15 protein-coding genes are annotated in these 12,285 nt (G+C 35.2%); 4 read left to right on the top strand and 11 right to left on the bottom strand.

Annotated features, from left to right (window positions below):
• Nucleotides 1-127 precede the first annotated feature (127 nt).
• The 5 genes from J7I96_RS17590 to J7I96_RS17570 all read right to left on the bottom strand — a co-directional run bounded on the left by J7I96_RS17590 (nucleotide 128) and on the right by J7I96_RS17570 (nucleotide 5,884).
• Nucleotides 128-412, bottom strand: a complete 285-nt coding sequence (locus tag J7I96_RS17590) for a biotin/lipoyl attachment domain-containing protein (RefSeq protein ID WP_214922355.1) — start codon at nucleotides 410-412, stop codon at nucleotides 128-130.
• A 266-nt stretch (nucleotides 413-678) separates the two neighbouring features.
• Nucleotides 679-1,980 (bottom strand): SLC13 family permease, encoded by a 1,302-nt coding sequence (locus J7I96_RS17585; RefSeq protein WP_214922357.1) that lies wholly within the window; start codon nucleotides 1,978-1,980, stop codon nucleotides 679-681.
• 450 nt (nucleotides 1,981-2,430) lie between these two features.
• On the bottom strand, nucleotides 2,431-3,444 hold the full coding sequence (locus tag J7I96_RS17580) for a ketol-acid reductoisomerase (protein ID WP_214922359.1): 1,014 nt from the start codon (nucleotides 3,442-3,444) through the stop codon (nucleotides 2,431-2,433).
• A 36-nt stretch (nucleotides 3,445-3,480) separates the two neighbouring features.
• Nucleotides 3,481-3,912 carry a methylmalonyl-CoA epimerase gene (gene mce / locus J7I96_RS17575; RefSeq protein WP_214922470.1) on the bottom strand — a complete coding sequence of 144 codons (432 nt, stop codon included), beginning with the start codon at nucleotides 3,910-3,912 and terminating at the stop codon, nucleotides 3,481-3,483.
• 757 nt (nucleotides 3,913-4,669) lie between these two features.
• On the bottom strand, nucleotides 4,670-5,884 hold the full coding sequence (locus J7I96_RS17570; RefSeq protein WP_214922361.1) for a CaiB/BaiF CoA transferase family protein: 1,215 nt from the start codon (nucleotides 5,882-5,884) through the stop codon (nucleotides 4,670-4,672).
• A 317-nt stretch (nucleotides 5,885-6,201) separates the two neighbouring features.
• Here J7I96_RS17570 and J7I96_RS17565 point away from each other — a divergent pair, with 317 nt between their 5' ends.
• Together J7I96_RS17565 and J7I96_RS17560 are read left to right on the top strand one after the other, a co-directional pair.
• Nucleotides 6,202-6,855 carry a GntR family transcriptional regulator gene (locus tag J7I96_RS17565; RefSeq protein ID WP_214922363.1) on the top strand — a complete coding sequence of 218 codons (654 nt, stop codon included), beginning with the start codon at nucleotides 6,202-6,204 and terminating at the stop codon, nucleotides 6,853-6,855.
• A 141-nt stretch (nucleotides 6,856-6,996) separates the two neighbouring features.
• On the top strand, nucleotides 6,997-7,704 hold the full coding sequence (locus tag J7I96_RS17560; protein WP_214922365.1) for an IS6 family transposase: 708 nt from the start codon (nucleotides 6,997-6,999) through the stop codon (nucleotides 7,702-7,704).
• 9 nt (nucleotides 7,705-7,713) lie between these two features.
• Here the strand turns inward: J7I96_RS17560 and J7I96_RS17555 are convergent, their stop codons facing one another.
• The 6 genes from J7I96_RS17555 to J7I96_RS17530 form a co-directional block, all read right to left on the bottom strand.
• Nucleotides 7,714-8,007 (bottom strand): hypothetical protein, encoded by a 294-nt coding sequence (locus tag J7I96_RS17555; RefSeq protein ID WP_214922367.1) that lies wholly within the window; start codon nucleotides 8,005-8,007, stop codon nucleotides 7,714-7,716.
• A 34-nt stretch (nucleotides 8,008-8,041) separates the two neighbouring features.
• A complete protein-coding gene (locus tag J7I96_RS17550) occupies nucleotides 8,042-8,512 on the bottom strand; it encodes a hypothetical protein (RefSeq protein ID WP_251029189.1) in 471 nt (156 codons plus the stop codon).
• A 228-nt stretch (nucleotides 8,513-8,740) separates the two neighbouring features.
• Complete coding sequence (locus J7I96_RS17545) at nucleotides 8,741-8,965, bottom strand: hypothetical protein (RefSeq protein WP_251029188.1); 225 nt, start codon at nucleotides 8,963-8,965, stop codon at nucleotides 8,741-8,743.
• 185 nt (nucleotides 8,966-9,150) lie between these two features.
• Nucleotides 9,151-9,513, bottom strand: coding sequence for a hypothetical protein (locus J7I96_RS17540; RefSeq protein WP_214922369.1), 363 nt, complete (start codon nucleotides 9,511-9,513; stop codon nucleotides 9,151-9,153).
• A gap of 214 nt (nucleotides 9,514-9,727) precedes the next feature.
• Nucleotides 9,728-10,087, bottom strand: a complete 360-nt coding sequence (locus J7I96_RS17535; RefSeq protein WP_214922371.1) for a DUF1129 domain-containing protein — start codon at nucleotides 10,085-10,087, stop codon at nucleotides 9,728-9,730.
• A gap of 486 nt (nucleotides 10,088-10,573) precedes the next feature.
• Entirely contained in the window at nucleotides 10,574-10,888 is a 315-nt protein-coding gene (locus tag J7I96_RS17530; protein ID WP_214922373.1) for a TIGR04104 family putative zinc finger protein, read from the bottom strand.
• Nucleotides 10,889-11,028: 140 nt separating this feature from the next.
• Here J7I96_RS17530 and J7I96_RS17525 point away from each other — a divergent pair, with 140 nt between their 5' ends.
• Nucleotides 11,029-11,547, top strand: a complete 519-nt coding sequence (locus J7I96_RS17525) for a tubby C-terminal domain-like protein (RefSeq protein ID WP_214922375.1) — start codon at nucleotides 11,029-11,031, stop codon at nucleotides 11,545-11,547.
• Nucleotides 11,548-11,705: 158 nt separating this feature from the next.
• Nucleotides 11,706-12,285 (top strand): IS110 family transposase (locus J7I96_RS17520; protein ID WP_215048096.1); only part of this gene is annotated, 580 nt, incomplete at its 3' end.

The following is a 12,285-nucleotide window of genomic DNA, read 5'->3' as shown; positions in this document are numbered from 1 at the left end:
AAGTCTCCTAGACTTTGATAAAAATCTGCAATAAGAGGAATAACCATAAAACTTAAATTTGATTATAAACGAGTAGATTGATTGCAAACTCTCAACTTTTTTCGTTTGTTTATAGAATAACTAGTTTTCATTGGTCACTTCCTGTAATAAAATTGTCGGTTTTAATTTGAGCTAAAAGTGTACCAGGAGAGACTAAATCTCTTTTTTCTACATTAATTGTTTTCAGGACACCACTAGTACCGACTGCTATTTGTTCCAAAATTCCATTTTCATTTCTAATATTAAATAATGGATCCCATTCATATACTCTTTGATCTGGCTTTATAAGTACTTCTTCTACAATTCCATAAGAAGGACTTGTTACTAATTCCGTTTTTAACCATTTATGTGTAGAAAGCTCACGTTTAATCATCTTTTAACACGTCCTATTTGGGCTTTTTAAGTGCCAATTTAAAAGGTTTTTAGGATTTTAATACAAGTTTTTATTCTTCCTTTTACTCGCTAATTCAATAAAGTTCTTTTCGAACCATTCCCTACGAAATAGAAGAATATCCCTTCTATCCTTAAAAATTGGCCATCTTCACACATGATTCATTCTGAATGAAATCAACAGCTTGAATGTGTTGGCTTTTGTCACCCCTACCCTAATTATCGCACCCGCTGTGTATTTTTCCCCAGTTACCATGGTGTTCCAATTACCACGAATATGAGCCAAGCGAGTCCGGGTCCGATAGCAACAAAGCATGCGGATGCAATTAAGAGTTTTCTAAAAAATTCATTTTGTTTCATACCTTGAGCATTTGCGAGCAATATGGCCCCATTTGTCGAGAAGGGGCTTATATCCACTATGCTCGATGCAATCGAGATGGATGAGATGACTCCTATGGATGAAACGGTTGGATCCTGTAGGATTGGAATGGCGAGCGGAATAATGGCCGCCAAGAAACCTGTTGTTGAGGCAAAAGATGAGATAATTCCCCCAACATAAGATGCTGTAAGAGCTGCCATTACAGAATTATTCATGCCAGCTATTAGCTGGGTCATATATTCGATTGCTCCGATTTGTTCTAGTACTCCTACATATGTTACAATCCCTGATACCATAAGGATTACCGGCCAAGGCATACTCTGCAGGACGCCTTCTTGCCTTTTTGGAGCGATTAAGGATAGTGCCAATCCGACCCCGAACGCGGCAAATCCCATGTTCATTTTGTATCCGAGAGCTAGTACGATTAGAAGAGCTATTCCAAGGAGTGTGAAGCCTTTATACCAAGTCAAACGATTCTCTAATTTTTCTGGGCTTTCCTCTTCATTTACATCTATATCGATAGTTTCTGCTGTAGCCGCTGTATACATTTTGACAGAATTTTTCTTAATAATTGAACGAAGCCCGCCAAAAATAATGAATATAATTATCGCAACGATTAAACAATAGAGAAAGTTGTTTAAGAAAAGCAAACCTGGTGAATTCGGTAGTTTTTGGGAATCCATCATACCGTTTACAATCACACCAAAAAGATTAAGTGGTGAGAAGGCTCCCGCAGTCCCACCTATAAGGAGCATTAAGCCCGTCATCAGAGGATTGATTTTGTATTGGGAAGCTATTCGTAATGCAATTGGAATTAAGATGGAAGCAACAGCGATTGCCGATGTGCCGATGCTTGTCAATATAGCAGCCAGTGCGAACATAACCCATGGTATCATACCGATGTTACCTCTAACCAAAAGGAGTCCCCATCTACTAATCAAGTCGATAGTTCCATTTTTTTGGACAATAGCGAATAAGAATGTGACTCCTGCAAGTAGGATGAATAGATCTGCAGGAAAGGCACTAAAGATGTCGTCAACGCTCAGCCCGCTGACTACCACACCCATGATAAAAGCAGCAACAAAACCAATAATGCCGATGTTTATTGGAAGAATAGCTCCAATGATAAACATGAGTAAAAGTACAATAATAGCTCCGATTTCTATGCTCATAGAATACTCCTCCTAGGTTTAGTAAATGCGCTTAAGGTCAGGCAAAGCCATGTTTCGAAGACAGTGACCTGCTCGCATACAGATCTGCTACATAATACAGATGCTGGCGTTGCAATCGGCCATCCCGGCTTGAGAACCCGCGCCAGGAGCTCATAATTATTTTGATTATACGAACCTAACTTCATACGGACTGGACCTCTCCAAAAGATCCCAATCAATCCCTAAAAAATTCTTATCAAACAATAAACTCCACCTCAATTCTATAGCAGTCATACTGTCAAATAATTCTGTACGGTCGGGAAAATTTGTTGCAAATTCTACTGATCTACCCGTTCATCGTAGCCCTGTTTCTCGTTTTCTTTATATATTGGTAATTTGCTTTGCGAGCAGTGTCGACTCATTCATTTAATTTTTATGTTAAATCGAATTTTATTCCTTTACAGCCCCGAATTATGAATTAGTCCCCATCATTTTGGGCTCTTCCTTTATCCAACTCATCATTTTACGTAATTCTTTACCTACTTGTTCAATAGGGTGTTCAGCTTCTAACTTTTTAATCGCATTATAAAAAGGTCTTCCAGCCTGGTTTTCAAGAATCCATTTCTTTGCAAATTCACCACGTTGGATTTCTTCTAATACTTTCCTCATTTCTTTCTTTGTTGCTTGAGTAACAATACGAGGGCCAGCAAGATAGTCACCAAATTCTGCTGTGTCAGACACCGAATAACGCATTCTTGCCATGCCACCCTCATTTATGAGGTCAACAATTAGTTTTAATTCATGAAGACACTCAAAATATGCAATTTCTGGGCTGTAGCCTGCTTCAACCAAGGTTTCGAAACCGGCTTTCACCAGTGCTGTGACCCCCCCGCAAAGAACAGCCTGTTCACCAAAAATATCGGTTTCTGTTTCTTCACGAAAAGTAGTCTTAAATACACCTGCACGAGTACAACCAATGGCTTTAGCGTAAGCAAGTACAATATCCTCTGCTTCTCCGGTTGCGTCTTGATGGATTGCAATTAATCCAGGCACTCCTGCAGATTGTGTATATACTCGACGAAGAAGATGCCCAGGGCTCTTAGGGGCAACCAGTGCAACATCAATATCCTGTGGCGAATTAATCTGTCCAAAATGGATGTTAAATCCATGTGAGAAAAGTAGCATTTGTCCAGCACGAAGATACGGTGCAACTTCGTCTTGATACACTGTCGCCTGACACTCATCCGGAATAAGAATCTGGATAATATCACTAACTTGTGTAGCTTCGGCAACTGTCATCACCTTAAACCCGTCTTGTCCAGCTTGTGTCAATGATTTTCCTGGACGTCCAGCCACAATAACTTTAACGCCCGAATCACGAAGATTTTGAGCTTGCGCATGACCTTGTGAACCATACCCTATTATCGCTACTGTTTTTCCTTGCAAGAATTTTAAATCCCCATCATTATCGTAATACAATTTCATAATAAAGTTCCTCCTTCGATATATTCATATTAACTGTCAATGATTTTCCTCATTATCTGTTAACCGAGGTTGACAAAATTCTAATAGTACTCCATTGGTAGATTTAGGGTTCAGGAAGGCAACTAAATTACCGTGTGCTCCTTCTTTTGGTATCTCATGAATTAACTTAATTCCTTGTTCTTTCAAGAAGTTTAAACGCTCCACTACATTATCCACTTGAAAAGCGATATGGTGGATTCCTTCCCCTCTTTTTTCTATAAAATGGTTTATCGGACTATCTGAACTTGTTGCCTCTAAAAGCTCCAATCGGGTTTCTCCTATTTCCAAAAAAGCCACCCTGACTTTTTCACTTTCTATATGTTCGAAACCTAACAATTTAAATCCAAGGAAATTGGTATAAAATTCAACTGATTGATTTAAGTCCGTCACTGCGATCCCAATATGTTCGATTTGTTTTGGAGGTTTTATCGACAAAATAAACGCTCCTTCCTTATTTGGATTACCTAACACTAACACCCTCAAAATATTGATTGTTTACATAAGTGATTTCGAAAATCCTATAAAAAGCCCCATATATTTAAATGCTTAATTTAGAAAAAACTTAATATTTGTTGGTTTCTAAAAATAGAACTTTTATTGTTTCCGCTTATTTCGCTTAATATTTGTTGAAATGTCTTAAGCCAATCTTTCATGAAAAAAATCTTTAGAAAAATTTTTTTTATAAAAGAAATGATTAAAGTACTTACAGCTGCTATATTTCCCTTGTGACAACGCTTTCAACTTTTGACAACGCTTTCACTATAACGAATTATTTATTCTTTTGTATATGTTTTTCTAATGTAAATCCCCCTTTTTTATATAGATTATAATCCAGTTATTACTTATACATAACTTTTGTTCTGCCCATAGGTCGACAATCGACCTATAGATTAAATAATAATTGTTATTATTTTAGAGATATAACAATTTTAAAAATTGAGGGGTATCCATTAACAACTCCTTCTTGGTGGATTGTCGACCGTTTAATCATATAAACATTTTTCTGAAAAGTCAAATAATTTATCACGGAATATTTATCAAAAAGATCTTTAACCTACTTCATCTTTTATATTGAGAATTTGTTCCATTTTAAAAAAATTGAATTGTGGTAAACGTATTTAAAGAGTCAAAGTTAGATATTTTCTATTATTTTAAAAATAGTACAATTATCGACCATCATAACAATTTATTTTTTTGAATTTTGAAAAATTGGATTTTTCCCACCAGAAACTCCATTATTATAAAGTTTAATAATATCCTCTTCATTATATCCAAGCTCTTGTAAAATTTCATTGGAATGTTCTCCTAATAAAGGAGGTGGAGTTTTTAACTCTCCTGGCGTATCAGAAAGCTTAATAGGTATGCCCACTTGTTTAATCTCGCCAAGTGTTGGATGCTGTAGCGAAAGTAACATTTCTCGTTCTGATACATGGGGGTCAGCATATAAATCAGACAGTTGATACACAGGGCCGGCAGGGATGCCGACAGCATCTAGAATTTCAACCCAATATTTAAATGATTCTTCCTTAAAGCGATTTTCTAGAATTGGAATCAATTGATCACGGTTCTCTACTCGCTTTGAATTTGTTGAAAAACGGGGCTCATTAGCTATATTTAACTTCAAAATTTGACAAAACTTTTTCCAGTGAGTTTCATTACCAACACCAACATTAAAGTAGCCATCGTTTGCTTGAAAAACTTGATAGGGACAAATGCTAGGATGGGCACTCCCCATAGGTTGTGGATTTATTCCAGTTGCAAAGAAACCAGTTGCTAAATAAGTTTGCCAGGAAATCATTGTATCTAAAAGAGATGCATCAACCCATTGTCCTTTTCCGGTACGATTCCTTGCTTGCAATGCCATCAGTATACCGATTAATGCCCACATCCCAGATCCTAAATCAGCAAAAGAAAAACCAGCTTTCATAGGAGTACCGTCGGGTTCGCCGGTAACACTCATCAGTCCCCCCATTCCTTGAGCAATTACATCATACCCAGGGCGTTTAGCATAAGGTCCTGTCTGTCCGAAACCGGAAATAGATGCAAGGATAATTTTCTCGTTAATCTCCTTCATCACATTATAACTAATCCCTAATTTATCTATTGTACCTGGACGAAAGTTTTCTACTACAATGTCGGCTGACTTCACAAGGTCTAAAAAAATTGCTTTTCCTTCCGAAGTTTTTAGGTTTAGTACCAAGCTTTTTTTATTTCGGTTCACACTAAGAAAATAACAACTTTCAGTTCCAATAAAAGGGGGACCCCAGGTACGGGTATCATCTCCTTGTGGTGCTTCAATTTTAATAACGTCAGCTCCCATATCAGCAAGAATCATCGTACAATAAGGACCGCTCAATATGCGTGATAAATCTAGTACCTTTAAGCCTTGAAGTGGTTTCATTTCTTTTACCTCCTTGATTTAACAGAAATCCTAAATTCTTAGAGAAAATAACATAATATTCCGAAAAATATTTGCGTAAGGTTGATTGTCGACATCATTCCGTTGATGTAATATTAAATAAATTAAAATTTTCTGTCAATCACTTTTTTTAGCCGTACGCCTTATTTAGTACTTTTATTGACAAATTTGTTCATGGAAATTTAATTTAAGGTTTCGGATAATTATACAATTGAGTTATAATATACATTAAAATAATAATAAATAAGAAATCTGGAAAATATGAAAATAAACTAAATATTTTAGAGGAGTTTGATTGTATGGCTGAAAAGAGAACATTTGATAATGCTCTTCCCAAATTAATAAAGGAAAGTATACTAGAAGATATCATGAAAGGAAAAATTGGGGTTGGAGATAAATTGGTAGAAGCAGAGTATTCTCAGCTTTTTGGTACTAGTAGAGCTCCAGTACGAGAGGCATTCTATCTTTTATCATTAGAAGGAATTGTGAAAAAAATCCCAAGAAAGGGAACGACAGTTAGAGGCTTTTCACGAGATGAGATGTCTGATATATTAAAAATCAGAAACTTCTTAGAACAAATATCCATTGATAAATTAACTTTAAAGGCAAGAGAAAATTGTACTCAGAAGATGAGTGAGATCATTTCTGAGATGGAAAAAAAAGAAGTTGAAATAAGGGAGTATGCACAACTGAATTTTGAATTTCATTTTCAGTTAATTTTGGCTAGCGGGAGTGAGACTTTTCAGAATATATATTCTAGATTAGGATCTCCGTTAATCTCATTACAAACATTCTCTTTAATGGGAGAAGATGATGTGGTCAAAAATTCATTAAAGGAACACAAGGAAATTGTAAAGTATCTTTCATTAGGAGAGATTGAGAAATCGAAATCAATATTGAATTCCCATAATGAAGCAGTATTTCCACGAATTAAAGGATCACTCAAGGATTGACTTTTATTTTTAATAGGTAGTCGACAATCGACGTTAATAACTTAATTTGGTTCTGGTGCAAAAATTTCATGACAATTGCCAGTAATCTATAAATCTTGGACATACTGATACTATTACTCTAAAAAAAGGAGAATGATCAGTATGACGAATGAACATTTATTTAAGTGGAAGCACTATCAGCCTGACATTATTTTGTTAACAGTGAGATGGTACCTACGGTACAACTTAAGTTTTCGTGATTTGGTGGAAATGATGGAGGAGCGTGGCTTATCCATGGCTCATACAACGATTATGCGTTGGGTTCATCAATATGGACCTGAGTTGGATAAGAGAATCCGTCGTCATCTCAAGCAAACAAATGACTCTTGGAGGGTCGATGAAACGTATATCAAAGTAAAAGGTCAATGGATGTATTTATATCGTGCAGTCGATTCAGAAGGGAATACCATTGATTTTTATCTAAGTGAATCAAGAGATAAACAAGCAGCCAAGCGCTTTTTCAAAAAAGCCTTGGCTGCTTCTCATGTTTGTAAACCCCGTGTCATAACAGTGGACAAAAACCTTGCCTATCCTGTAGCGATTCAAGAGTTAAAAGAAGAGAAATGTATGCCTGAAGGCATACAAATAAGGCAAGTGAAATATCTCAATAATATGGTAGAACAGGATCATCGTTTTATAAAGAAGCGAGTTCGTTCGATGTTAGGATTGAAATCATTTCGTACAGCTACTTTCATACTGAGTGGCATAGAAGCCATGCATATGATTAAAAAGAAGCAGATTCATCAAGGGGTGAAGTCTGCCCAAAACCAAAAAGAATTTATCCATCAATTGTTTGGATTAGCTTCATAAGTTAGCCATTTAAGGAAATTGATACTCTATGTTTCTAGTGAGTAGTTTTTGCACCAGAACCCTATCCTTTACATATCCTAAAAACCCAATTGTCCTTGGAAAAATGCGAGTTAGAGGGAACGGAAATTTATTAATCATAATAAAATCATTTGAAAGTTCGTTAAATAGTTCTTCTTCCCATTCAGGAATAACGGCATAGATATAACAGTCTTGCTTATAAATGCCATTGATTATACCAACAAACTCCTGTTCATTTATTTCTTCGTCAAGCAATAGTTCCCTTACCTTCGGAGAACTCTTCAACCAAATCACCCCTTTGTCTAACAAACTGCATAATTTATTTAAGTAACTTTATTAAAGTAGCTTCAATTTCAGTTTCTAAATTACATTTTGTTAAATTGTATATTGTTCCATAAGCTTTACCTTTAATAACATCACTAAAATGCCATAACTCAATTGTGTCTGCATAAAAATCCTCATCGTATTGTGGACCATCATAATCTATCGCTATTTGAGAACGATACTCTAGTTCTAAGCATTTTTGAGAAGTAATGTCAGTTATTTCATCACCATCAATGTCCCTGCATATCCAAATCCTTAGATTCTGTTTTCCTTTGCTTTCGAATTTACTTGCATATTTTCTTTGAAGAACTTTACCTAATTCTTCTCCTACCATTTCTAATTTAATTATATTTCTTTTTAACTCTTCGTTTACTGGAACAAAAGCATACCTTTCTTCATCAACCTCATTCAGTTCTTCCTTTTTAAACAACCTTCTGATTTTATCAATCATATTCTCCCCACCCATTTATAGAAAACTCCTTCATTCTTGAGTAGTGAATTAGTTCTTCTCGATATTACTTCAACTAACCTACCTTAAAGTCAGCCCCGATCTTAAGCTAATGCCACCCTTAGTTAATTGTTCAGTGTTAGATTTCAAACAATTCTTTTTTCTCTTCTTTTGATAGACCCGTGAAGAACTTTTTATGTACTCTTAATTCTTTTTCTTTTTTAGGTAAGACTTTTTCAAACCAAGTTACAGCCATGCAGTGATATGACCATTAATTTTTTTTACTACTCCAATTTCAGAAGGCATACGCTCATCATCTATAGACACAAAGTAATATATATAGTTAGGTAATCTAAATAGCCCCTTTTTTGTATCCTTATTATTCGCAATATAAAGCCAATCTCCCTTATTAGCAAAACAATTAAAATCCGCATCCTTAATCGCAATTAACATTTTTTCATACTTTTTCATAACACAACACCTCCACTATAAAAAATATATAAGCCATACCAATATCTTGAATAAATAGATCAAGCGTTCCTTCTCTTATGGAACTAAACTGCCCCGTTTGTTCATTAAAAACATTCATTACAGGAATACTGGTCCATAGTTCAATAAAAAGGCTACCGGTTTGGGCAGCCAGTTCTTAAATGTAATCAAGCAAACGTTTCTTTTATTTTAATCTTAAAGTTCGGTTTGAAGGTAATTTCTACAATCATTAAAAACCTTTCTCTATCATCATCTAAAAATAACCGTATAGAAGATTCATCCTCTTTATCGGTAAGTATTTCGATTTTACTTACCGTTTGAAAGGTATATCTTCCAATAACCATACTTCCCTCTTGTACTAATAACCCAAATTGATTATAAAACGGGCAAACGATAACCTCATATTTATACTTTTTAACCTTGAACCTGAAGGTTGATTCATTATATTCGAACAGTTCATCATCATCTTTCTTTACTGGAATACATTCAAATAGAGAAATGAAATCAATTTCAGAAGGATAAAACTCCATAATACAACCTTCTTTCATAAGGAAATGCACATACATTACTTACCTTCTGCAAAGGAAAATGAAAATCCTTCTTCAACTAACCTGCCCCTATAGTTGCATAAGAAAAGGAACTGCTGATCAGCTCCTGGTAATGAAGTAAAGCACCCGTTAGTTCATTAAGAAAAGCGATTCTTATTAAAGAATCGCGCCCTCTTGTTGAACACTTACTTCACCGTTACATCTGTGATATACCGATTATGAATAAAGCGAAAACAAAGCTAATAAAAGTAAAACCAGCAAGGGGAACCGCAAATGCTTTGTTGTTCTTAAACTCAAATATTGTAAATAAGGCACCTAAAGCACAAACAATAAACCATATTGGGATAAAAATTAAGTCTGCAACATTAACAGGAAGCAATGTATAAAAACCTGTAATGTATAATATCCAATTGATAATTAATAGACCGAATATACAATAAGACCACTTATAAGGAGATGAACCTTTCCCATATTTTCTAACCATTAGTAATGGAAAAACGAAGATAATAACTAATATAGCTCCAAAAAGTCCAATTAAAATCGAAGTTAACCCCAAAAAAACACTCCTTTCACATTGAATTATTCAATTACTCTGTCTCTTTAACGAAATGGTGCCATCCTTTATTTTAGATAGGCATCAGCCCATAAAGAAGCACCCACTTAATTAATTTATTATTATTATAAAACAACCATTTATTGTTTTGCAATAAATAGTTATTTTATTTTGATATATTTGTATCGTTTAACTAATATCCTCTTCTCATTTAATGAATAAAAAAGCATCTCTAAATAGATAGAGATACTTTAAAAAATATAGTAGATCTTAAACAATCCTACCTCATTAAATACAATCCTCCATAATTTGGCCCATAATGGAAAAACATGACTGACGTTTAAACAACTTTATTATGTTTTAAACTTAATGTCCCTTAACAGTATTCCTTATGGAACTATCCTGCCCCTTTAGTTCCATAAGAAAAACTGCCTTAAAAACAGCTCCGATCTTCAGCTAACGCACCCGTTAGTTGAAGAAAGTTGTAATTTATTTACGGTTTTGAACAGCTTTATATTTTGCGAAATAAGGGAAGCTAAGCATGACGGCAAAAAATAAAACTAGTATGATCGGCAATCCTACATAAAAAGGAATATAAAAAGGGAGAAGATTACTGGAGTTAAGAATGAATATGAATATTGGTACCAACAATGCAACTATGATTCTGGTCATCTTAGTAACTTCATGTTTAGTTCCGCATTTCTTGCATATAAGTGACTGATAACCAAAACCAGCTGTAGTGGTCCTTTCCACTTCTCTCCATGTAAATTGATTTTCGCAAGATTCACACTTCTGTATGTTCAAAAAAAACACCTCTCTTTACAGAGAATCTTAGCATGAACTCTAACCTTATTCTTCAAGAAAAATTATATTTGTATATGGATAAGGATTAGTATTAGAATTAACGCAAACCCTTAAACAATCAATGGTAAAGGAGGAATAAGGTGCAACCTCTTACTTATCAAGTACCTGAATCGGTGCTTATTTCAACCAAATTACCAATAATAGACGAACAGGGTAAAACCATTTTTTTGATGCAAAAAGAACGACATAAATTCCTTGCCAGTATCGTCAATGCGACAATTCGTTTTGGTTTACCTTATTCTTATAAAATAACCAATGCTTACGGGAAACCCCTTTATAGCATAGATTGTGCGTTTCCTGGCATTCGATATAAAATAACTGACCATTTATCCTCGCAGACAATACCGATTGCACGACATAAAGTTCAATTGATTGAAAAAGCGTATTCGTTTAAAATTGCCAATCAAGACTATTATTTTGAAAAAGATTATACAGGTACAGGTCACTTAAAATGTAACAATAAACGAATTGCAAGTGTTTCTATGCCTCTCTCCACTAAGATTTCAATGGTTGATACCATTAAGATTGAATCAACAACGGAAGAAATTGCAGCACTAGCTGCCGTATTGTTCCATACATTTTATTATTACGATGCTTAAAAGGGGCGGTTGTACAACTAACCTGCCCCGTTAGTTCCATAAGACTGTTAGCATTCCTGTAGATCGTTAAATATCAGGTTTGAAAAAAATAGAGCCCCTCAGTAAGATACGAGTATAGAGTCCAATCTAACTCAGAGTCTTAAGGAGGAAGCCCTACTATGAATTTTAAAATGCAAAACAAACAAAATCAACTAATTGAGAGAATTACGGATCAACATCTAATTGTTGGTGTAGATATTGCCCAACACGTACACGTGGCCCGAGCTGTAAACTTTCGGGGCATTGTGGTCGGGAAACCTTTGTCTTTTGAAAATAACGAAGAGGGTTTTACTAAATTACTAAACTGGATCAAGGAACTAAAACATATGAAAAATCTAGACACAACGATAGTCGGAATGGAACCTACCGGTCATTATTGGATAAACCTTTCAAAGTGGCTAGTCAAACAAAACATGGATGTCGTCACGGTCAATCCTCACCATGTCAAAAGAAACAAAGAAAATCGTGATAATACGCAATCCAAAAGTGATAAAAAGGATGCCCTTGTCATCGCTGATATGGTGAAGAATGGCTACTATGCCTTCGTTCGCTCCACTTCAGAATCATTTGAAAAACTTCGTGTTCTTATGGCTAACCGAGATGTGATCGTTAAACGTCATGTTAGCTCCATCAACCAAATTAATCGCTGGGTGGATGTGGTCTTTCCTGAGCTCTGGCAAGTGTTTAAAGACGTATCAT

The sequence above is a fragment of the Bacillus sp. ISL-78 genome (assembly GCF_018613455.1).
GTDB lineage: Bacteria > Bacillota > Bacilli > Bacillales > DSM-1321 > Peribacillus > Peribacillus frigoritolerans.
This window is presented reverse-complemented; position numbering and strand designations above follow the sequence as displayed.